We start from the raw sequence: 21,677 nt of genomic DNA, 5'->3' as shown, positions 1-21,677 counted from the left end.
CATGAGCAAACATTACGAAGCAGCAGGTGTGAGTCTGACGGCAGGATATGAGTCCGTCACTCGAATGAAAAAACACGTCGCCCGTTCGATGCGCAAAGAAGTATTAACGGGACTCGGTAGCTTTGGTGCGATGTTCGACCTCAGCCAATTGCAGTTGAAAGAACCGGTTCTCGTCAGCGGAACGGACGGGGTCGGTACGAAACTCAAGCTTGCCTTCGCACTCGAACAACACGATACAATCGGGATCGACTGTGTCGCGATGTGCGTGAACGATATCATCGTCCAAGGTGCAGAACCGCTTTATTTCCTCGACTACATCGCGCTCGGTCAGGCGATTCCAGCGAAGATCGAACGCATCGTCGCCGGTGTTGCTGAAGGATGTGTCCAAGCCGGATGTACGTTGATCGGTGGCGAGACGGCAGAAATGCCAGGTATGTACGCAGATGGCGAATACGATATCGCTGGTTTTGCCGTCGGTGCCGTTGAGAAACAAAAGTTGATCACCGGTGACAAGGTCGCAGCAGGCGATGTCATTCTTGGTCTCGCTTCGTCTGGTGTCCATTCGAACGGGTTCTCACTCGTCCGTAAAATCGTCGCTGAGAGTGGCCTTAGCTACGAAGATGAAGTCATGATGCTCGGTCATACGCTCGGCAATGCGCTGCTCATGCCGACACGCATCTACGTCGAAGCGGTCAAAGCAGCCCTTGAGACGGAAAAAATTCAAGCGATGGTGCATATTACAGGTGGCGGTTTCTACGAAAACGTACCACGCGTCTTGCCAGAGGGTCTTGGTGCATCGTTTGATCCGAAAAAGTGGCCGACGTTACCGGTCTTTGACTGGCTTGAACAAGCAGGTGATCTGCCACGACATGATATGTATAACGTCTTCAACATGGGCATCGGTTTCATGTTGATCGTCAAACCGGAAGATGTTGCGGAAGTAACAGCACGCCTCGCTCGTGAAAATGAGACAGCGTACGTGATTGGTCACGTGACCGATCAAGAAGGTGTCCGGATTCAAGGAGTCGACGCATGAAGATCGCCTGTTTTGCATCAGGAAGCGGTAGTAATGTCGAAGCACTTTTTGAAGCAATCGAGGCAGGGACGTTACATGCCTCAATCGAACTGATCGTCTGTGATCAACCGGACGCACCGGTCATTGAACGGGCAAAACGACGCGGATGTGACGTCTTCGTCTTTCGGGCGAAGGACTATCCTGATAAACCAAGTTTTGAGCGGGAAATCATCGCTCGTCTTGAAGCAAAAGGTGTTGAACGGATCATCCTTGCCGGTTACATGCGTTTGATTGGGGAAGAGTTGCTCGGACGATACGCAGGGCGAATCGTTAACATTCATCCGTCGCTGCTTCCAGCGTTTCCAGGAAAAGATGCGATCGGACAAGCATTTCGTGGCGGAGTTAAAATCACAGGTGTTACAATTCATATAGTCGATGAAGGAATGGACACAGGACCGATCATGGCTCAAGAAGCCGTTCGGATTACAGAAGAGATGACGCGTGAAACGTTGCAACAAGCGATTCAGCGTGTCGAACATAGACTGTATCCGCAAGTCATCGAAGAGTGGATGAAAGAGGAGGCAAACGTATGAGAGCGTTAATTAGTGTGTCGGACAAAACAGGGATCGTCGAACTGGGACGAGCGTTTCACGAAGCAGGTATCGAGCTTGTCTCGACAGGAGGAACACATCAAGCATTAGAGGAAGCTGGGCTTCCGGTCATTGGTATCAGTGAAGTCACACAATTCCCAGAGATGCTCGATGGACGTGTCAAGACGCTCCATCCGATGGTTCATGGTGGATTACTCGGTCGTCGTGACCTTGAATCTCATCGTGAGCAGATGGCTGCGCAACAGATTCAACCGATCGATTTCGTCGTCGTCAACCTGTATCCGTTCAAGCAGACAGTCTTACAAGAAGACGTTGCGTATGCGGATGCGATCGAGAACATCGATATCGGTGGTCCAAGCATGTTGCGTTCAGCGGCGAAGAACCACGCAGCTGTGACGGTCGTCGTCGATCCAGCCGATTACGAAACAGTCGTTGCTGAGGTTCGTGAAGGTGGAACGACGTTTGAGACACGCCAACGTCTTGCTGCAAAAGCATTCCGTCATACAGCGGCGTACGATGCGTTGATTGCGGATTATTTCTTGACGCAAACAGGGGAGAAGTTCCCGGATCAGTTGACGATCACGCTTGAGAAGGTCCAAGACCTCCGTTACGGAGAAAATCCGCACCAAGAAGCAGCCTTTTATAAAACACCGATTTACCGTGGGGCTTCTCTTGCTTCCGCGAAGCAGTTGCATGGTAAAGAGTTGTCGTATAACAACATTCAAGATGCAAACGCAGCCCTCGAAATTCTCGACGAGTTCCGCGAAGCAGCAGCCGTCGTTGTCAAACACATGAACCCATGTGGCGTTGCCGTCGGTCCAACGATCGGAGAGGCATTCCGTCGCGCGCATGCAGCAGACCCTGTCTCGATCTTCGGTGGGATCGTCGCCTTGAACCGCGAAGTCGATCTTGAAACAGCAGAACAACTAAGCGGCATCTTCCTTGAAATCATCATTGCCCCGTCCTTCACAGAAGAAGCATTCAACTTATTGTCAGCGAAAAAGAACATTCGTCTGCTCGAACTTGACGTCAAACGTGTCCAAGCGATCCGCTATACAGCAGTTGCCGGCGGCATGCTCGTCCAAGACAGTGACGATGAGACGCTTGATGATGCGGCAGCACGCGTCGTCACAGACCGCAAGCCGACAGCGGCGGAATGGGAAGATTTGAAACTGGCATGGCGCGCTGTTAAACACGTCAAGTCGAATGCGATCGTTCTCGCGAAAGACGAAGTAACCGTCGGTGTTGGTGCAGGACAGATGAACCGTGTTGGTTCGGCAAACATCGCGATTACGCAAGCCGGAGAAAAAGCGGTTGGCGCATCCCTTGCTTCCGATGCTTTCTTCCCAATGGGGGATACAGTCGAAGCGGCGGCAGCAGCTGGCATTACGGCAATCATTCAACCAGGTGGCTCGATTCGCGATCAAGAGTCGATCGATGCGTGTAACAAACATGGCATTACGATGATCTTTACGAACGTTCGACATTTCAAACACTAAGCGGAGGCGATTTGAATGAAGGTATTGGTGATTGGTAAAGGAGGGCGTGAACACGCGCTCGTCTGGAAGCTGGCACAGGATGAACGGATCGAGACGGTATATGCTGCGCCCGGGAATGCCGGGATGACACAAGCAACATGTGTTCCAATCGCCGAAGATGCCATCGATGAACTCGTAACGTTCGCAAAAGACGAACAGATCGATTGGACAATCGTTGGACCAGAAGGACCACTTGTTCTCGGAGTCGTTAACGCCTTTCAGGCAGCGGGACTGCAGATCTTCGGACCAACACGGGAAGCAGCAGCGATCGAAGGAAGTAAGCAGTTCGCGAAAGAATTGATGGAGCGTGCCGGTATTCCGACCGCTGCTCACGCCGTCTTTACTTCAGCAGCAGATGCAGAGGCGTATGTTCGCAAAGCGGGTGCACCGATCGTCATCAAAGCCGATGGACTTGCTGCCGGAAAAGGAGTCACGGTCGCAGAAACGATCGATCAGGCACTCGAAGCAATCCACGATACGTTTGCTGGGGAATACGGGCAGCAAAGCTGTGTCGTCATCGAAGAGTGTCTAGTCGGGGAAGAGTGTTCGTTGATGGCATTCGTGCACGAAGAGACGGTCATCCCGATGGTGTTATCACAAGATCATAAACGGGCGTTTGACGGTGACTTAGGTCCGAACACAGGAGGAATGGGCGCGTATTCACCGCTTCCTCAGTGGGACGAAGCAGCGTTGACGACAGAAGCTGTCGAACGAATCATTCAGCCACTCGTCGATCAGATGGCTAGTGAAGGGATTCCGTTCACCGGTTTCCTCTATGCCGGTCTGATGCTGACGAAACAAGGACCATTCGTCATCGAGTTCAATGCCCGCTTTGGTGATCCGGAGACGGAAGTCATTCTCCCGCGTTTAGAGACACCGTTGCTTGATGTCATCATGCCACTAATGGACGGACAGACGCCGGAAGTCGTTTGGACAGATCAAGCAGCTGTTGGTGTCGTCGTCGCAGCAAAAGGATATCCGGAAGCGCCGAAAACGGGGCAAGTGATTCCACTTGATCAGATTGGGGACGACCTTCTCGTCTTTCATGCCGGAACGGCAGAACGAGACGATCAACTTGTCTCAGCCGGTGGACGTGTCCTCGTTTGTGTCAGCCGTGCTGAGACGATCGAGCAAGCGGTCGAACAGGTCTATGCGAACTTGCCAGACGTGACGGATCAACCATTCTTTTACCGAACTGATATCGCGCAAAAAGCCTTTCGTACCTCATATGAATCGTAATATCTGAACCAGACGTGCTCGAAAGAGTCGCGTCTGGTTTTTTGTTTCTTGGCGAAGTGCACGAAAAGATTTGTCTTCCATGGCGAAATTGTGTTATTTTGACCAAATGAATCCGGAACGGGGCAAAACTTCTTGAAACTTACTTAGTAACATTTTAGTATAAGAACTATAAGAAAGCGTTTTCAATAAAACAAAGGAGGTCGAGCTTTCGTGAAAAAAAATTGTGGAAGATCCCCTTGGACGAAATCTGAAGTACGGACACACCAAGCGGTCATCAGCGGAAAGCTTGCACCGACACTTGTCATACAGAATGCCACCTACCTGAATCATGGAGTCAAAGCCTGGCGGACGGCGAACATCTGGATTAGCGGCGACCGGATTGTCTATGTCGGTCCAGAAATGCCGGAACAAGCCGATGCGTACCATGATGCAACAGGTCAATATATCGTACCTGGTTACATTGAACCCCATGCTCATCCATTCCAGCTGTATAATCCAGCGAGTCTTGCGAAGTTTGCGGCGGAGCGGGGAACATCGACACTCGTCAACGATAACATGTTGCTGTTACTAGAGCCGACGGAGCAAGCGTTTGCTCAAGTTGAAGCGTTAGCGGACTTACCGACCTCGATGTACTGGTGGGCACGTCTTGATGCGCAGACGGAACTTGATGCCGATAGTATCTCAATTGATAATCGCCGGATTCAAGCGTGGCTCAAGCATCCACAAGTCATCCAAGCGGGTGAGTTGACGGGATGGCCACGTCTCTCGCAAGGAGATGATGAACTGCTTCACTGGATGCAGGATGCGATCAAACTTGGAAAACCAATCGAGGGTCATTTCCCTGGTGCTTCAGCGAAGACATTGACGAAGATGGCGCTTTACGGCGTGACGAGCGATCATGAATCGATGACCGTCGAAGAGGCGATGACGCGTCTTGAACTCGGCTATACGACGACGATTCGGTACTCGTCGATTCGTCCAGATCTACCGGATATCTTTAAAGGTCTCGTAGAAGCAGGATTGACGCAGTTCGATAAAGTGCTAGTGACGACGGATGGTTCGACACCGTCCTTCTATAAAGCAGGAATGATGGATGAGACGATCCGACTGATGCTTGAGGCAGGAATTCCCGTCGAAGAAGCATACCGAATTGCGTCGTACAATGCAGCACGTCATTTTAATCTCGATCATCTACTCGGAAGTATCGCACCAGGACGGATTGCCCATCTCAACTTCCTCGAAGCAAAAGATGCTCCGACACCAGTCGCTGTCCTTGCACGCGGAACGTGGGTGCGCCAAGCGGATATTCCGTGTTACCCGGCAGAAGCGCTCGATGCTGTCTATGCACTCATGCCACGCTCGGAAGTCCAGGTTTCGTTAACGGAACAGGATTTTTCGTTCAGCATGCCGGTTGGTCTTGAGATGGTCAATTCCGTCATCATGAAGCTGTACCAAGTCGAGCACGATACGAGTGTGCCTGTGTTACCAGCAGGTTGCGATGAATCATTCTTGATGTTACTCGATCGGGAAGGAAAGTGGCGTTTAAATACCGTTCTGAAAAACTTTGCGACACAAGTCGGCGGTCTTGTCAGTTCGTACTCAATCAGTGGTGATATTTTAATGATTGGTAAATCGAAACGAGATATGCAAGTCGCGTTTGATCGAATGAAAGCGTTCGGCGGTGGAATCGTTCTCGTTGAAGACGGGGAAGTCATCGCTGAAGTTCCATTGACCTTAATGGGGCAGACGTCCGACTTGCCACTCGAAGATTTGATCGTTCAGGAAACCGCTTTACGGGAAGCCTTGTTCGAACGCGGTTATGCGTTTGAAGATCCTGTCTATACGTTGCTATTCCTAGCGTCAACTCACTTGCCATATGTGCGGATTACACCGCAGGGAATATATGAAGTCCTTCGGAAAAAAGTCCTTTTCCCAGCGATTTTGCGATGACGCTTGAATTTTAAAACGTCGCGCTTTAAACTATTAAAGAGCAATTGAATGGGAAAGGGAGTCACAAGATGCAACTCGATAAATTGCGTGGAAAAGAATTAGATCAGTTATTTACAGCCATCATGAAGATGGATTCATTAGAAGATTGTTATACGTTGTTCGAAGACTTAGCGACCGTCAACGAAATCCAGGCGCTCGCCCAACGTCTTGAAGTCGCACGTCAATTACGTGAAGGCAATACGTATCACAAAATCGAAAAGGCGACCGGTGCTTCAACTGCAACGATCTCGCGTGTCAAACGCTGCTTGAACTACGGTTCTGGTGGTTATGATTTAGCACTCGCCCGTCTAGGTCTTATCGAGCAAGAAGTAGCGGATAACTAATGTTATCCGCTACTTCTATGAAGGGGGGCGCACCGATATGGATTTTGCGTTACAACAAAGAATTCAACATTTCATTCGAAGGCTGACGCCCATCCAGTCACTCGTCATCATCTACTTCGTTGCTGTCATCATCGGAATCATTATGCTTGGTCTGCCGTGGTCGACAAAAGGGGATTATAACTGGGATTTCACGGATCTCGTCTTTATGGCGGTCAGTTGTGTCAGTGTCACCGGTCTGACGACGGTCTCGGTTTCGGAAACCTTCACGACATTCGGCTACTTCATGATCATGATTTTAGTTCAAGTCAGTGGGATTGGTTTGATGTCGCTTCATATCGCGATGTGGGTCATTCTCGGAAAACGAATTGGCTTTCGGGAACGCCAACTCGTCGTTCGAGATCAGAACCAGACGACGATGCAAGGTGTCGTCAAATACATTCGGGAAGTCATCTTGATCATCGTCTCGATCGAATTGATTGGAGCTTTGATTCTCGGTCTATATTACACAAAGTATTTTCCAACGCTAGGTGAAGCGATGCTCCAAGGACTGTTCGGTTCGGTCAGTGCGACGACGAATGCCGGTTTTGATATCACCGGTGAATCGTTACTACCGTTTCGCGGTGATTTATTCGTCGTCTTCATGCAAATTATGCTTTTGACGCTCGGCGCGATCGGTTTTCCGGTACTCGTTGAAGTCCGTCGTTATATTTCGTACCGGGCAACACGTCAGGCGACACGTCAACCGTATCATTTTTCACTCTTTACGAAATTGACGGCTTCGACGTTCTTTATTCTCGTCCTATTCGGAACGGTAGCATTGTTGCTATTTGAATGGAATCAATCGTTTAAAGGTTTACCAATCGATGAGAAGCTCGTCGATGCCTTATTCCAATCCGTCACGACCCGAAATGGAGGATTGACGACGGTCGACATCACGTCCTTCTCACAAGCCTCGATTTTCGTCCTATCGCTCTTGATGTTCATCGGAGCATCACCGTCTTCCGTCGGTGGGGGGATTCGAACGACGACGTTTGCCGTTGCTGTCTTGAGTGTTATTGCCTTCATTCGAGGCGAATACGGGATCAAAATCTTCGGTCGGGAAATCGGTCAATCGGATATTTGGAAAGCGTTCGTCGTCATCGTTGTTTCAACTGGGGTGACGATGGTCGGATTGATCGTTTTGTTACTTGTCGAGGATGCACCGTTCCTTGTGCTGTTTTTTGAGGCGTGTTCGGCGTTCGGAACGACTGGTTTATCGCTTGGCATTACGGATCAACTATCGGATATCGGGAAGTGGACGTTGTCTGTCCTGATGTTCATTGGTCGAATCGGTGTCATCTCGTTCGTCTTGCTCTTAAAAGCGAACCAGCCGAAACGAAATTACAACTATCCGAAGGAATCTGTCATCATCGGATAAGGAGGCTCTTTTTATGAAACGTGCCTTTTGGATCAACTTCGCGTACATCTTTGCTGTTCCTGTCTTACCGTTTTTGGCGCTCGTCAACGGACGAGCACTCTGCTCACCTGATTCTCCGTTACTGGATGTTCCGGTACTGGGCTTCTTTTTAGCAGAACCGTGGGCGTTCGTCCCGGTATATGCTATCTTTGCCCTGTTACTGGCGTCACTCTTGACGAAACGACGGACACACGTATGACCATCTCGCCCTGCGCGAGATGGTTTTTTGTTTTATACTGAATGTGGAATGAGAAAGAGAGGATGGGACGAACCGTGTTATTACCTTTTAATGAATGGCGACATGTCTTTAAACTAGACCCAGCAAAACCAATCGATGACGCTAGCCTACAGGCGATTGCGACGTCCGGGACGGATGCGATCCTTGTCGGTGGAACAGATGATATCACCCTCGATGCGACGCTTGATCTCTTGATGCGCTTACGGCGGTATCCCGTTGCAGTAGCACTCGAAATTTCAGAACTCGAAGCCGCAACGATGGGATTCGATACGTATTTGACACCAACGGTCCTGAATGCCGGTACGTTAGAGTATGTCGTTGAAAAACAGGTCGAGGCATTAGAACAAGTCGGTCATATGCTCGCGCATGCTGACCTTGTCGGGGAAGGGTATATCGTCCTCAATCCTGATGCGAAGGTCGCGAGTGTGACGCAAGCAAAACCGTTAACATTAGATGAGACTGTCGCTTATGCACAGCTAGCCGATAGCGTTTTCCGTTTGCCGGTCGTGTATTTAGAATACAGCGGCGTTTACGGGGAACCGGAACGAGTAGCAGCCGTCCGTGATGTGTTGAAGCAGGCACGCATGTTTTACGGTGGAGGCATCGATTCCGAGGAGCGAGCACGTGAGATGTTGAAATATGCAGATACGATCGTCGTCGGGAACATCATTTATGAGGATTTAAAAGCAGCGCTTGCGACAGTCGCAGCGACACGATAAAATATAGGAACAAAAGTTCGGAATATGAGAAATGAGGCTATTAATATGTTTAATTTGAGTGAACAGCTCGTCAGCGGACTAAACCCCGAGCAAGCGAGAGCAGTCAAGCATACGGAAGGACCACTGCTGATCATGGCAGGAGCGGGTTCCGGGAAGACACGCGTCCTGACACATCGGGTCGCTTATTTGATGGCGGCTAAACAAGTCGCACCGTGGAATATCCTTGCGATTACGTTCACGAACAAAGCCGCTCGAGAAATGCGGGACCGGATTGGTCGGTTGGTCGGTGGCGTCGCAAATGATATTTGGGTTTCGACCTTCCACTCGATGTGTGTTCGGATGTTACGCCGCGATATCGATCAGCTTGGATATGATCGGAACTTCACGATTCTTGATTCGAGTGATCAACAATCGGCGCTTAAGCTCGTCTTAAAAGAACAAAACTTGGATCCGAAAAAATGGGATCCACGTTCGATGCTGACGATCATTTCGTCGCAAAAGAATGAATTACGCAGTGCTGAATTCTACGCCTCAATCGTGACGAGCCCGTATGAGAAGACGGTTGCTGAAATCTATAAAGGATACGAAGCAGTCTTACGCCGAAACAACGCGCTCGACTTTGATGATCTGATCGAAAAAACAACAGAACTATTCAAGAAGAGTCCGGATGTCTTGGCATATTATCAGAAGAAGTTTCGTTACATTCACGTCGATGAGTATCAAGATACGAATAAAGCCCAGTACGACCTCGTTAACTTGTTAGCATCGGGACATCAGAATCTCTGTGTCGTCGGTGACTCGGATCAGTCGATCTATCGCTGGCGTGGTGCTGACATCGCGAACATCCTCTCGTTCGAAGAGGATTATCCGAATGCAGCCGTCATTCTACTTGAGCAAAACTACCGTTCTTCCAAACGGATCTTGGAAGCAGCCAACCATGTCATCCAAAATAACTCGACCCGTAAAGATAAGAAACTCTGGACGGATAATGACGAAGGCGAGAAGCTCGTCGTCCATACGGCAGAGAATGAGCGGGAAGAAGCCTTTTATATTGTCCAAGAGATTCGGAATTCACTTCGCTACGGAATGAAACTGAGCGATATCGCGATTTTGTACCGGACGAACGCACAATCGCGTGCGATCGAGGAAACGCTTCTTAAGTCGAACGTTCCGTACAAAATGATTGGCGGCACGAAGTTCTACGATCGTAAGGAAATCAAGGACGTGCTTGCTTATCTCCGTCTAATCTCGAATCCGAACGAAGACCTGTCCTTTGCGCGAATCGTCAATGAACCAAAACGAGGTATCGGCGCAACGACGATTGATAAGCTGCGTGATTTCGCTGACCTACAAGGAGTGTCATTGATGGAAGCGATTCGCGATATCGAATTGTCGAGTATCGCACCGAAAACGGCAGCGAAACTGACGGATTTCCGGACGATGATTCTCGGACTTAGTCAAATGCAAGAATTCATCAGTCTTTCAGAACTGGTCGAAGAAGTACTCGAGAAATCAGGCTACCGTCAAGTACTGAAGGAAGATAAGACGCTTGAAGCACAGAGTCGTCTTGAGAATATCAACGAGTTCATTACCGTTGCGCAAAACTTCGAGAAGGAAACGGCAAAAGCCGATCCGGAAGACCGGACGATCATCGCCTTCCTAACCGATTTGACACTCGTCGCTGATGTTGATTCACTCGATGAGGCAGATCCGGAAGAACAAGTCACGTTGATGACACTCCACTCGGCAAAAGGGCTCGAGTTCCCGGTTGTCTTCTTGATCGGGATGGAGGAAGGATTATTCCCACATAGTCGTTCGCTTCAGGATGAAGACGAGATGGAAGAAGAACGTCGTCTCGCTTACGTCGGAATTACACGTGCTGAGAAACGTCTTTACTTGTCACATGCACGGATGCGTTCTCTGTACGGACGGACGAATGCGAACCAAGAATCACGGTTCTTAGCAGAACTTCCGGAAGTCGTGATTGAGCGGACAGGTAAAAAAGCGAAGCCACTCCCATGGGAAGACCGTCCTGTTCCACAAGGCAAAGCGGTCATTGGTCGTTCGATTAGCAAACCAACAGCAATGAAGACGTCAGGTGCTGAGGCACTTGGTTGGTCCGTCGGAGATAAGGCAGAGCATGGGAAATGGGGACTCGGTACAGTCGTCCAGACTCGTGGTGAAGGGGATAATCTTGAAATTGATATCGCATTCCCAGCAGTCGGCATTAAACGATTGCTTGCGAAATTCGCACCGATTAAAAAGGTATGATGGGAGGTCCACAGATGGACGCAAGCCAGCGTATAGATGAGATTCGTCAAACATTGAACCGATACAGCTACGAATATTACGTACTGGATCAACCAACGGTACCGGATGCGACGTACGATCAATTGCTTCGTGAACTGACGGAGTTAGAAACAGAGCATCCGGAACTGATTACACCGGATTCGCCAACGCAACGCGTCGGAGCAGCACCGCTTGAAGCGTTCGAGAAGGTGACGCATGACTTACCGATGCTGTCGCTCGGAAACGTCTTTGATGAGACAGAAATTCGCGAATGGGTCGCTCGGATTGAGCGGTCGCTTGGACGTTCGACGACTTATGTCGCCGAATTGAAATTCGACGGACTGGCCATCTCGTTGAAATACGAAGACGGTCGATTCGTCCGTGGAGCAACGCGGGGAGATGGAACGGTCGGCGAAAACATCACGCAGAATCTACGAACGATTAAAGCCCTGCCACTTCGTTTGCAAGCAGAAGAGACGGTCGAGGTCCGTGGTGAGGCTTACATGCCGAAGCAATCCTTCGAACGACTGAATGAAGACCGTGCAAGTCGAGAAGAGACGTTGTTCGCGAATCCACGTAACGCAGCAGCAGGTAGTCTGCGTCAGCTTGATTCATCGATCACGGCGTCGCGTAACCTGTCGTTATTCGTCTATGGCGTCGGCGTCAATACGTTGACGGCTCGCTCGCATAGCGAAGCGATGGCACAACTAGCCTCACTAGGACTGCCGACCAATCAACATATGCAGACGTGTGAGACGGTGGAAGAGATTCTTGCTTACATTACACACTGGACAGAAGCACGTGCGAGTCTACCGTACGAGATCGATGGAATCGTCTTGAAAGTCGATCGCTATGATGATCAGGAAGAACTCGGCTTTACAGCAAAAAGTCCCCGCTTTGCAACAGCCTATAAGTTCGCGGCGGAAGAAGTCATGACGACAGTCGAAGATGTCGATTTCAGTGTTGGTCGGACCGGAAAAGTCACACCACGCGCTCGTTTTGCACCGGTCGTCGTTGCGGGCTCGACAGTGACATATGCAACACTACACAACGCTGACTTCATCGCGGAAAAAGATATTCGCCTTCAGGACTCGGTCATCATTAAAAAAGCGGGCGATGTCATCCCGGCAGTCGTACAAGTCGTCACAGCAGAGCGAACGGGGGAAGAGACACCGATCGTCTTCCCGACGCATTGTCCGGCCTGTCAATCGGAACTTGTCCGTCTCGAAGGCGAAGTCGATATTCGTTGTGTCAGTCCGGAATGTCCAGCACAATTGATGGAAGGCATCATTCATTTCGTTTCGCGTCAAGCGATGAACATCGATGGTCTCGGAGAAAAAGTCGTTCGTCAATTGTATGATCATGAAGCAATCCGGACGATTGCCGATTTATATCGACTCGACCGCGAGGAGTTATTGACATTTGACCGAATGGGTGAGACGTCCGTTGATAAGTTGCTTGCAGCGATTGATGCTTCGAAGCAGAACTCGGTCGAGCGTCTCCTGTTCGGTCTCGGAATCCGACTTGTCGGACAAAAAGCGGCATATCTCTTAGCGGAACGTTTTGATTCGTTAGCAGGGATTGCTGGAGCGAGCTACGATGATATTGTGGCAATTGATGGCATCGGTGGGAAAATCGCGGATTCGATCGTGAAGTACTTCGAGCATCCTGAAGCACAGGCTTTGATTCGTGATTTGGAACAACTCGGCGTCAATCAACGTTTCCTTGGTGAACGGGTCGATCAGACGAATGCACCGCTCGGCGGAAAAACAATCGTTTTGACGGGGACGCTCGAGAGCTTAAAACGGTCAGAGGCCGGGAAACGACTCGAAGCACTCGGAGCCGATGTGACAGGAAGCGTCAGTAAAAAGACGGATGTCCTCGTCGCAGGGGAAAAGGCAGGCTCTAAACTGACGAAAGCGGAATCTCTTGGCATTGAAATTTGGGATGAAGCCCGTCTGTTAGAAGAACTAGCGAAACACGAAGTGTGAGAAGAATGAATGAGAACGATCAAATAAAAAAGGAAGGCGGGATTCCGCCTTCCTTTTTTCGTGTTAGAGAACTTGTCACGAAGCGACCGTCTCGCTCCGGATCAAAGTACCTTGTTTGATGAGACGATTCGTTGCTGTTTCCGGAGGATCACACGTGATCAATGTAATCGTTGGAGAAGCGACGGATTGGTCGAGGACGGACAACGTCGTTGGTGTGACGAGGCGACTGGATGTAATCCGGTACGTATAGCGATGCGTTTTTGTCGTGACGATGACGGTATCACCTTTCTTGACATCAGGCAGACGATTGAAGTGGAGACCTTCTGTAAAACTTCGATGTCCGGCGAGTGCGTAATTGCCTTTCCCGGGTGAGCCAGTCTTTGGAATATGACCGATACTTCGGTCTAGGACCGCTGTTGTCGAGCCCTCTAAGATGACTTGTTCGAAATCAATGCTTGGAATCGAGAGCAGTCCAACACCTGATTTCGCGAGCGGTTGTTTCGTCTCCTTCGCATCGACGGTCTTTAGACTTTTCGTCCATTGTTCTTTTAAATTGGCTGCCTCCTGTTCGCGCTGATAGTCACTGATGAAGGGCCAAGCGATCAGAGCGATGCCTGCGAGTAGAAAAAGCAGACCGATGAATTTACGACGTGTCATGAGAAAAAGTCCTTTCGAATACGCAAGGGCGCATCATCTTTTTTGAAAATCAGGGAAAAACTTGTCCTTCCCCGATGGAAAACGATTCTGTTATGATAAAGAGAACGATTTGAAAACATGAGGTGCAAATAGAGATGAACTATAAAACAGCAGTAGCGTTGACGTTATCAAGTACGTTATTTTTAGGTGCTTGTTCGTTCGACCTTTCGCCAACGAGCGATACAAAAGAAGTCATTACTGAAAGTGAACAAGGTAAGGAAGTCCAAGCCGTCGTCAGTCCAGCCATTGATACAACGGATTCGTATTACCGTACTGTTTTACCGTTTCGCCCGAGTGTCGCACGTGGAATGACGCAAAAACGTGTCAGTTCACGTCTTGAACTCGATGAAATTGAAACGGGTTTAATGCGTCACTCGACACAGTTTTTTGATCCGGAAAAATACTATTATCAAGAAGGTCAGTTACTCGAAGCTGACCAAATCGCGAAATGGTTGTTACGAAAAGGAAAAGCAGGCGATGGGGTCAGCGATCCAGAAGGTCTGAACCCTGCCTATACGTCTGGTAAGTCGTATAAAGAGAAAAACCAAAAGTCACCTATGATTCTATCGCATATCTTAGAACAAGACTATATGCTGGAAGAAGATAAGAAACTTGAACTCGGTGGCACATCGATTGCGCTTGTCCTAAACAGTGAATATGTCTTCCAAGATGAAAACTATGGACCAACGTATACCGTTAAACTCGACGAAAAGAAAGTCGTCGCTGAAGGCAAGCGGATGGCGAATGATTTAGTCAAGAAGATGCGCAAGACACAAGGGATGAAGACGACACCGATTCATGTTGCGCTTTACCTCCAGGAAAAAGAAGGTTCACCGGTTTCCGGTCACTATCTCTCGTCTGCTTTCATCGGTCGCGGGAATCAAATCAGCGCGAACGACTGGAAGAACTACAATGAGCGGTATTACTACTATCCATCAGCGCGTGCAACGAACGACGTGCGTGACGATGCCGCGAAATTTGATTTGTTTAAAGACAGATTAGAAGACTACTTCCCGAATTACACTGGTATGATGGGAGAAGGATTCTACCAAGAAGATGAACTCAAAAAGCTTGAGATGAAAATTCCCGTTCAATTTTACGGGAAAGCAGAGCTCGTCGCGTTCGTTCAGTACGTGACTTATCTGCTTGAAAACCGTTGGGAGTACAACCGAAACATTCCGACGACGATTACCGTGACGAATTTGAATGGTGACACAGAAGCGATGCTGTTCCTCGATCCGGATACAAAAAAACCGATCGTTAAGATTCGCTGATTCCTTTATTTTTGCTAGTCTCTATCAACTTTACGAAGCGACATTTCCCGTTTAGAGGAATGTCGCTTTTTTGTATGATAAACGCTATTAAGAGAAAAATAGATGAATGGGGAAGGAGGAATATGGAAGAAGGATGGAATTTTATTTTACTTTCCCATTTTTTAGATTTACGAAAGTCAGTAGGAGAGAGCATAATGGAAGAAGAACAGTTCTATATACAGGGACGACGCGGTAATTGATGAATCGTCAGTTCTTTCAAAAAAGAAGATCATAAAGGGGAGATTTAGATGAAAGGCGGTATCTATTCACAAATCGGTGCAGTTCGAGAGGAACTACCATCGTCCTCACGAAAAGTTGCAGACTATGTATTGACGCATATGAACCAAATCGCGCGTATGACGATCCACCAACTCGCAGAGGAGTCGGATACAAGTGCCGCTGCAGTCGTCCGCTTCTGCCGTGCGCTCGGATTAAAGGGATATCCGGAGCTACGGATGCGTATTTCTGCTGATACGGCACGGACGGATCTAAAAGGCTATCATGACATCGAAAAGGATGAACGTCCGGTTGACTTGATTGAAAAAACGCTGAGTAACAGCATTCAAGCCTTACAGGATACAGCGAAGCAACTAAATGATGAACGGATTGCCGATGCGATTGATGTCATCGATCAAGCACGGGCGATTTATTTTTACGGAATCGGAGCATCACATGTCGTTGCAGAAGATGCCGCTCAAAAATGGACGCGTGTCGGAAAACTAGCGATTCAAGAAACAGATCAGCATCTGCTTGCGACCATCTTAGCGAATGCGCGTCCGGAAGATGTCTTTTTTGCGATTTCCTACAGTGGAGAAACGGAAGAGGTCGTCGAGTTAATTCGTTTGGCAAAAATCCAAGGACTAAAAGTCATCAGTCTGACACGTTTCGGGGACAACCGAATCAGTCAACTAGCGGATATCGCCCTTTGGACGTCACGTGCACCGGAAGCACCGCTTCGTAGTGCAGCGCTCAGCTCACGACTTGCCCAATTGTTTGCGATCGATGTCTTGTTCTTATCGTATGCTGCGGGACATTATGAAGACACACTCGAACGTCTTCAATATACACGGGAGAGCGTCAAGACATTGCATCAAAAGAAATAAGGGGGATACATATATGTCAGAACGAACAGCTGGACTAGACGCTTTGTATCCGGAGATGGTCGAGCGACGTCGCTATCTCCATCAGCATCCAGAGTTATCGTTTCAAGAAGTCGAGACACCTCGCTATATTGCACAACATTTAGAAGCACTTGGAGTCGAGGTCAAGACAGAGGTTGGCGGACGTGGTGTCGTTGGATATATTCGTGGAGGGAAGCCAGGTAAAACAGTCGCATTACGGGCTGACTTTGATGCGTTACCGATTACGGATGGAAAAGATGTTTCGTATCGCTCGACGGTTCCAGGTGTGATGCATGCATGCGGTCATGATGGTCACACAGCGACGTTACTTGCCGTCGCAGAGATATTGATGCAGCAACAGGAATCGTTACCGGGGAATGTCGTCTTGATTCATCAACATGCGGAGGAAGTCGTCCCAGGTGGGGCGCGTGATATGATTGCCGATGGTTGTCTCGAAGGCGTCGATGTCATCTTCGGAACGCATCTTTGGTCAACGATCGATCTGGGACACGTAGGTGTTCGGACGGGTCCGATCATGGCGGCAGCTGATAAGTTCGAGCTGACCCTTTATGGAAAAGGTGGACACGGTGCAAAGCCACACGAGACGATTGATGCTGTCTTACTCGGAGCGACGGTCGTCAAGGAATTACAATCAATTGTCAGTCGCCAACTCAATCCACTCGAGCCAGCAGTCGTGACCGTTGGAACGTTACATGCTGGGAATACGTTTAATGTTATCGCGGACCAAGCGACGTTGACAGGAACGGTCCGGACATTTAATGAAGCTACAGCGGATGAGATCATTGAGCGGATGGAACGGACGATCAAAGGAATCTGTGAGGCGGTCGGAGCGACGTATCAATTTACATACGAAAAAGGATATCCGGCTGTCGTTAACCATGCTGCACCCACCGCATTGATCGAGTCCGTTGCGCGTGATGTATTAGGGGACGATCATGTGTTTGAAATCGAACCGACGATGAGTGGTGAGGACTTCGCTTATTACTTGCAACACGTACCGGGCGCTTTCTTCTTCACAGGAGCCGGCGATGCGTCGTATCCACCGCATCATCACCCACAGTTTGATTTTAAAGAGCCGGCGATGCTCGACGCCGCACGTATTCTCGTCGAAGCAACGTGGCGGTATCTAGAACAAGCTACTGAAGTATGAAAAAATCGCTCGTCTTGATTCCGAAAAGGACTCAGGACGAGCGATTGTTGTTCTGCTTAACCTAAAATTTCTTGCACACGACCGACTTGTCCGTCTTCTAAGCGTACTTTAATCCCGTGCGGATGCTGCGGTGATTTCGTAAGAAGATCTTTGACGATCCCCTCTGTTCGTTTCCCTGATCGTTGATCTTGCTTCAGCACGATGCTGACTTTAAGACCAGGCGTGATATTTTTACGTGTTTTACCATCCATCTGTAGATCCTCCCATCGTTCATTTCCTGTTTGGCTATCAGTATAACATGGTTCAGTCGGTGAAACTTGTTTGTCGCAAGGACGTAAAGTGAAAAGAGAACAGAATGTCAGAAAAAAGTTTGACTATATTTGACCAATTGAGGCGTGACTTTTATAATTAAGGTAATGAAGTATAGGAAAAGGAAGTGAATTCGAATGGCTAAAGATTACTACCAAACACTCGGTGTCGCAAAAGATGCATCGAATCAAGATATTAAACGTGCGTACCGCAAATTGGCGAAACAATATCACCCAGACGTCAATAAAGAAGCGAGTGCGGATCAGCGTTTCAAAGATATCCAAGAAGCCTTCGATGTGCTTGGAGACGAGGAAAAACGAGCAAAGTACGATCGATATGGCAGTAACTTCGATCAGATGGCAGGTGCTGGAGCCGGTGGCGCTGGAGATTACGAAGATCTATTCCGACAATTTGGAGGCGGTGGTGGACGGACACGACCTGGTCAATCGTTCGGATTTGAAGACATGTTCGGTTCGTTCTTCAGTCAGGAAGAGGCTTCAACGGATGAAGAGCTTGAATTGACGGTACCACTGAGTCATCTCAGTACAAATGAAAAAGTTACGGTACGTCTTGCGACCGGTTCGATTCAACTGACCCTTCCAAAAGACGTCTATGACGGTAAAAAAGTACGATTACGTGGAAAAAGTTCGATGCGTAACCGGCAAGGTGTTGCCGGAGATGTTTACGTGACGATTCATCTGAAGGATGATGATCAGTTCCGAAGGGTCGATCAAGACGTCATCTCAACCGTCCGTGTTCATCCGACGACACTTGTACTCGGAGGAGAAGTCGTCGCGGACACACTCGAAGGAAAACGAATCAAACTGAAGGTCAAACCAGGAACAAAGCCAGGGGCGCGATTACGCATTCCAAATCGTGGTCTCAGTCAATCAAATGGTCATCGTGGGGCATTACTTGTCCAACTCGAAGTGAAGTTACCGGAGATGGACCGCGCCTTTTATGAAGAGTGGGAACGTCAACTTGCAGTGAAGGAGTGATCAAAGATGGATTTTGAACGTTTAACGGATCGGGCACATGAGGGAATCGTCTCTGCCCAAGCGATTGCGAAACAACGTCGTCACAGTGAAATCACAGAGTGGCATTTGCTACTTGCCTTACTTGCTCAAGAAGAGGGAATCGCACGGGTCGTTTTTGAAAAGCTAAATCAACGGATTGATACATTGAATGCAGCGATTGACGATGCGATTGGGAAACTTCCGGCTTTGTCACAAGCGACGACGCCACGGATTGGTAGCTCGTTGCTGAACGTATTGACGGAAGCGGAGACGGAAGCCCGTCTCATGCAGGACGATTATGTCTCCGTCGAACACTTGTTATTGTCACTGATCAAACAATCGAGTCCAACAGCGCAGTATTTACGCCGTCAAGGTATCACAGAAGAAACACTGCGAGAAGCAATCGTCAGCATGCGGGGAAATCGGAAGGTCACGACGAAAAATCCTGAAGAGACGTTTGATGTGCTGAAAAAATATGGACGTGATCTTGTAGCCGATTTCCGCTCGGGTAAAACGGATCCGGTCATCGGTCGAGATGATGAAATTCGACGCGTCATTCGGATTTTGAGTCGGAAGACGAAAAATAATCCCGTCTTGATCGGAGAACCCGGTGTCGGGAAAACGGCTATCGTTGAAGGGTTAGCACAACGGATCGTCCGGGGAGATGTACCGGAAAGTCTGAAGAATAAACAGCTATTCAGCTTAGACATGAGTGCACTCGTCGCTGGTGCGAAATACCGGGGTGAGTTCGAAGAGCGTTTGCAAGCAGTCTTGAATGAAGTCAAAGAAGCCGAAGGTCAGATCCTCTTATTCATCGATGAATTACACACAATCGTCGGTGCTGGGAAAACAGACGGAGCGATGGACGCTGGAAACATGCTCAAGCCGATGCTTGCGCGTGGTGAATTGCACTGTATCGGTGCGACGACGCTTGACGAGTACCGGAAGTACATCGAAAAGGATCCAGCGCTCGAACGACGTTTCCAACAAGTACTGGTCGCTGAACCGGATGTCGAGGATACGATTTCGATTTTGCGTGGACTAAAAGAACGTTTCGAGATTCACCATGGTGTACGAATCCATGACAATGCGCTTGTCGCGGCAGCGATGTTGTCTGATCGGTACATTACGGATCGGTTCATGCCGGATAAAGCAATCGACCTTGTTGATGAGGCATGTGCGATGATTCGGACCGATATGGAATCAATGCCAGCTGAACTCGATTCGCTCGTGCGTCGGGTCATGCAGCTCGAAATCGAAGAGGCGGCATTGAAGAAAGAAACGGATGAGGCATCCCGGAAACGACTTGCCGTCTTACAGCAAGAACTCAGTTCTGTCCGAGAAGATGAAAGCGCACTTCGGACACGGTGGGAGCGGGAAAAAGAGAGTTCGCAAAGTGTCCAGCAGTTACGTGCGGATCTTGAGAAAGCGAAACTGGCGTTACAAGAAGCGGAAGGGCGTTATGATTTAAACCGCGCTTCGGAAATCAAGTACGGTCAAATTCCGGATCTTGAGGCACGTCTGAAAGTCGCGGAAGAATCATCTGAACACATCTCACATGAACTTGTCCGGGAAGCGGTGACGGAAGAAGAAATCTCCGATATCGTTTCCAAATGGACTGGCATTCCGGTGGCACGTCTTGCGCAAGGCGAACGAGAAAAATTGCTCTATCTCGAGGATACGCTTCATGAGCGTGTCTTTGGTCAAGACGAAGCGGTCCGTCTTGTTGCAGACGCTGTCATTCGCGCGCGAGCGGGAATCAAGGATCCGAATCGTCCGATTGGCTCCTTCTTATTCCTCGGTCCGACAGGAGTCGGGAAGACAGAACTCGCAAAAGCCTTAGCAGCCGCGATGTTCGATAGTGAAGATCATATCGTCCGGATTGATATGTCGGAGTATATGGAAAAACACAATGTCTCTCGTCTTGTTGGTGCGCCTCCAGGATACGTCGGCTACGAAGAGGGCGGTCAATTGACGGAAGCTGTCCGACGGAGCCCATATTCGGTACTCCTGTTCGATGAGATCGAAAAGGCTCACGGGGATGTCTTTAATATCTTGCTACAGTTGCTCGACGATGGTCGTTTGACGGATGCTCAAGGACGTGTCGTCGACTTCAAGAATACGATCGTCATCATGACGTCAAACATCGGTGCACCAATCCTGCTTGAAGCAGCCAAAGATGGTGTCATTGATGCGGCGGAAGAAGAAGCTGTTCGACAAGAATTGAAGCGTCACTTCCGACCCGAGTTTTTGAACCGGATTGATGACACGATTTTATTCCATCCGCTCCACCGGACGGAAATTGAACGAATCATCGATAAAGCGGTCGAGAAGATGACCTCGCGCTTATCTGGACGTGGCATTACGATTGATGTCACAGATGCTGCGAAGACGCTTATCTTTGACGAAGCATTCGAACCACAGTACGGTGCGCGTCCAATCAATCGTTATATCCAACGAACAATTGAGACGAAGCTCGCGCGTGCCTTGATCAGTGGAGCGATTCAAGATGGTGCCCGGATTGCGATTGACGTAGAAGACGGCGAACTAGTCATACACGGATGAAGCAGATGCTAGAAAAAGGAGTCGACTCGGCTGAAACGAGTCGACTCCTTTTAGCGT

General features: G+C 49.1%; 18 protein-coding genes. 16 read left to right on the top strand and 2 right to left on the bottom strand.

Annotated elements, in window-relative coordinates; translation table 11 throughout:
* Nucleotide 1 precedes the first annotated feature (1 nt).
* The 11 genes from purM to ligA all read left to right on the top strand — a co-directional run bounded on the left by purM (nucleotide 2) and on the right by ligA (nucleotide 13,429).
* A complete protein-coding gene (gene purM, locus ADM98_RS03880; protein WP_035412289.1) occupies nucleotides 2-1,036 on the top strand; it encodes a phosphoribosylformylglycinamidine cyclo-ligase in 1,035 nt (344 codons plus the stop codon).
* Nucleotides 1,033-1,608, top strand: a complete 576-nt coding sequence (gene purN, locus ADM98_RS03875) for a phosphoribosylglycinamide formyltransferase (RefSeq protein ID WP_053452341.1) — start codon at nucleotides 1,033-1,035, stop codon at nucleotides 1,606-1,608. The genes purM and purN overlap by 4 nt, the downstream gene beginning before the upstream one ends.
* Nucleotides 1,605-3,125, top strand: coding sequence for a bifunctional phosphoribosylaminoimidazolecarboxamide formyltransferase/IMP cyclohydrolase (purH, locus tag ADM98_RS03870; RefSeq protein WP_053452340.1), 1,521 nt, complete (start codon nucleotides 1,605-1,607; stop codon nucleotides 3,123-3,125). The genes purN and purH overlap by 4 nt, the downstream gene beginning before the upstream one ends.
* 15 nt (nucleotides 3,126-3,140) lie before the next feature.
* Nucleotides 3,141-4,403 carry a phosphoribosylamine--glycine ligase gene (gene purD, locus ADM98_RS03865; RefSeq protein ID WP_053452339.1) on the top strand — a complete coding sequence of 421 codons (1,263 nt, stop codon included), beginning with the start codon at nucleotides 3,141-3,143 and terminating at the stop codon, nucleotides 4,401-4,403.
* Between the two features lie 210 nt (nucleotides 4,404-4,613).
* Entirely contained in the window at nucleotides 4,614-6,353 is a 1,740-nt protein-coding gene (locus ADM98_RS03860) for an adenine deaminase C-terminal domain-containing protein (protein WP_053452338.1), read from the top strand.
* A gap of 68 nt (nucleotides 6,354-6,421) precedes the next feature.
* A complete protein-coding gene (locus ADM98_RS03855) occupies nucleotides 6,422-6,736 on the top strand; it encodes a YerC/YecD family TrpR-related protein (RefSeq protein ID WP_023467078.1) in 315 nt (104 codons plus the stop codon).
* A gap of 37 nt (nucleotides 6,737-6,773) precedes the next feature.
* Entirely contained in the window at nucleotides 6,774-8,153 is a 1,380-nt protein-coding gene (locus tag ADM98_RS03850; RefSeq protein ID WP_053452337.1) for a TrkH family potassium uptake protein, read from the top strand.
* Nucleotides 8,154-8,166: 13 nt separating this feature from the next.
* Nucleotides 8,167-8,391, top strand: a complete 225-nt coding sequence (locus tag ADM98_RS03845) for a hypothetical protein (protein ID WP_053452336.1) — start codon at nucleotides 8,167-8,169, stop codon at nucleotides 8,389-8,391.
* Nucleotides 8,392-8,465: 74 nt separating this feature from the next.
* Nucleotides 8,466-9,149: a heptaprenylglyceryl phosphate synthase gene (locus tag ADM98_RS03840; RefSeq protein WP_053452354.1), complete on the top strand. Its 684-nt coding sequence runs from the start codon at nucleotides 8,466-8,468 to the stop codon at nucleotides 9,147-9,149.
* 45 nt (nucleotides 9,150-9,194) lie between these two features.
* Complete coding sequence (pcrA, locus tag ADM98_RS03835; RefSeq protein WP_053452335.1) at nucleotides 9,195-11,420, top strand: DNA helicase PcrA; 2,226 nt, start codon at nucleotides 9,195-9,197, stop codon at nucleotides 11,418-11,420.
* A 14-nt stretch (nucleotides 11,421-11,434) separates the two neighbouring features.
* Nucleotides 11,435-13,429 carry an NAD-dependent DNA ligase LigA gene (gene ligA / locus ADM98_RS03830; protein ID WP_053452334.1) on the top strand — a complete coding sequence of 665 codons (1,995 nt, stop codon included), beginning with the start codon at nucleotides 11,435-11,437 and terminating at the stop codon, nucleotides 13,427-13,429.
* A gap of 75 nt (nucleotides 13,430-13,504) precedes the next feature.
* On the opposite strand, the gene ADM98_RS03825 is transcribed toward ligA, so the two are convergent.
* Nucleotides 13,505-14,086 (bottom strand): class D sortase, encoded by a 582-nt coding sequence (locus tag ADM98_RS03825; protein ID WP_053452333.1) that lies wholly within the window; start codon nucleotides 14,084-14,086, stop codon nucleotides 13,505-13,507.
* 134 nt (nucleotides 14,087-14,220) lie between these two features.
* On the opposite strand from ADM98_RS03825, the gene ADM98_RS03820 reads away from it, so the two are divergent.
* The 3 genes from ADM98_RS03820 (at nucleotide 14,221) to ADM98_RS03810 (ending at nucleotide 17,730) form a co-directional block, all read left to right on the top strand.
* Complete coding sequence (locus tag ADM98_RS03820; RefSeq protein WP_023467087.1) at nucleotides 14,221-15,399, top strand: CamS family sex pheromone protein; 1,179 nt, start codon at nucleotides 14,221-14,223, stop codon at nucleotides 15,397-15,399.
* Between the two features lie 287 nt (nucleotides 15,400-15,686).
* The gene (locus ADM98_RS03815; protein WP_029340757.1) at nucleotides 15,687-16,541 is read left to right on the top strand and encodes a MurR/RpiR family transcriptional regulator; all 855 of its coding nucleotides are present in this window, start codon (nucleotides 15,687-15,689) and stop codon (nucleotides 16,539-16,541) included.
* A gap of 13 nt (nucleotides 16,542-16,554) precedes the next feature.
* Nucleotides 16,555-17,730, top strand: coding sequence for a M20 metallopeptidase family protein (locus ADM98_RS03810; protein WP_053452332.1), 1,176 nt, complete (start codon nucleotides 16,555-16,557; stop codon nucleotides 17,728-17,730).
* A 56-nt stretch (nucleotides 17,731-17,786) separates the two neighbouring features.
* Here the strand turns inward: ADM98_RS03810 and ADM98_RS03805 are convergent, their stop codons facing one another.
* A complete protein-coding gene (locus tag ADM98_RS03805) occupies nucleotides 17,787-17,981 on the bottom strand; it encodes a YwbE family protein (protein WP_053452331.1) in 195 nt (64 codons plus the stop codon).
* A 195-nt stretch (nucleotides 17,982-18,176) separates the two neighbouring features.
* Here ADM98_RS03805 and ADM98_RS03800 point away from each other — a divergent pair, with 195 nt between their 5' ends.
* Nucleotides 18,177-19,037, top strand: a complete 861-nt coding sequence (locus ADM98_RS03800; RefSeq protein WP_053452330.1) for a DnaJ C-terminal domain-containing protein — start codon at nucleotides 18,177-18,179, stop codon at nucleotides 19,035-19,037.
* Between the two features lie 6 nt (nucleotides 19,038-19,043).
* Entirely contained in the window at nucleotides 19,044-21,620 is a 2,577-nt protein-coding gene (gene clpB / locus ADM98_RS03795; protein ID WP_053452329.1) for an ATP-dependent chaperone ClpB, read from the top strand.
* Nucleotides 21,621-21,677 lie beyond the last annotated feature (57 nt).

Origin of the sequence: Exiguobacterium sp. BMC-KP, from assembly GCF_001275385.1 — a bacterium.
Taxonomy (GTDB): domain Bacteria; phylum Bacillota; class Bacilli; order Exiguobacteriales; family Exiguobacteriaceae; genus Exiguobacterium_A.
Note: the sequence above shows the minus strand (reverse complement) of the source record. Positions and strands in the feature narration are given on the sequence as shown.

What these genes read in the sequence shown, in the direction of transcription:
- purM (WP_035412289.1), top strand. Translation starts at nt 2, where the DNA reads ATGAGCAAACATTACGAAGCAGCAGGTGTGAGTCTGACGGCAGGATAT.
- purN (WP_053452341.1), top strand. Translation starts at nt 1,033, where the DNA reads ATGAAGATCGCCTGTTTTGCATCAGGAAGCGGTAGTAATGTCGAAGCA.
- purH (WP_053452340.1), top strand. Translation starts at nt 1,605, where the DNA reads ATGAGAGCGTTAATTAGTGTGTCGGACAAAACAGGGATCGTCGAACTG.
- purD (WP_053452339.1), top strand. Translation starts at nt 3,141, where the DNA reads ATGAAGGTATTGGTGATTGGTAAAGGAGGGCGTGAACACGCGCTCGTC.
- ADM98_RS03855 (WP_023467078.1), top strand. Translation starts at nt 6,422, where the DNA reads ATGCAACTCGATAAATTGCGTGGAAAAGAATTAGATCAGTTATTTACA.
- ADM98_RS03850 (WP_053452337.1), top strand. Translation starts at nt 6,774, where the DNA reads ATGGATTTTGCGTTACAACAAAGAATTCAACATTTCATTCGAAGGCTG.
- ADM98_RS03845 (WP_053452336.1), top strand. Translation starts at nt 8,167, where the DNA reads ATGAAACGTGCCTTTTGGATCAACTTCGCGTACATCTTTGCTGTTCCT.
- pcrA (WP_053452335.1), top strand. Translation starts at nt 9,195, where the DNA reads ATGTTTAATTTGAGTGAACAGCTCGTCAGCGGACTAAACCCCGAGCAA.
- ligA (WP_053452334.1), top strand. Translation starts at nt 11,435, where the DNA reads ATGGACGCAAGCCAGCGTATAGATGAGATTCGTCAAACATTGAACCGA.
- ADM98_RS03825 (WP_053452333.1), bottom strand. Translation starts at nt 14,086, where the DNA reads ATGACACGTCGTAAATTCATCGGTCTGCTTTTTCTACTCGCAGGCATC.
- ADM98_RS03820 (WP_023467087.1), top strand. Translation starts at nt 14,221, where the DNA reads ATGAACTATAAAACAGCAGTAGCGTTGACGTTATCAAGTACGTTATTT.
- ADM98_RS03815 (WP_029340757.1), top strand. Translation starts at nt 15,687, where the DNA reads ATGAAAGGCGGTATCTATTCACAAATCGGTGCAGTTCGAGAGGAACTA.
- ADM98_RS03810 (WP_053452332.1), top strand. Translation starts at nt 16,555, where the DNA reads ATGTCAGAACGAACAGCTGGACTAGACGCTTTGTATCCGGAGATGGTC.
- ADM98_RS03805 (WP_053452331.1), bottom strand. Translation starts at nt 17,981, where the DNA reads ATGGATGGTAAAACACGTAAAAATATCACGCCTGGTCTTAAAGTCAGC.
- ADM98_RS03800 (WP_053452330.1), top strand. Translation starts at nt 18,177, where the DNA reads ATGGCTAAAGATTACTACCAAACACTCGGTGTCGCAAAAGATGCATCG.
- clpB (WP_053452329.1), top strand. Translation starts at nt 19,044, where the DNA reads ATGGATTTTGAACGTTTAACGGATCGGGCACATGAGGGAATCGTCTCT.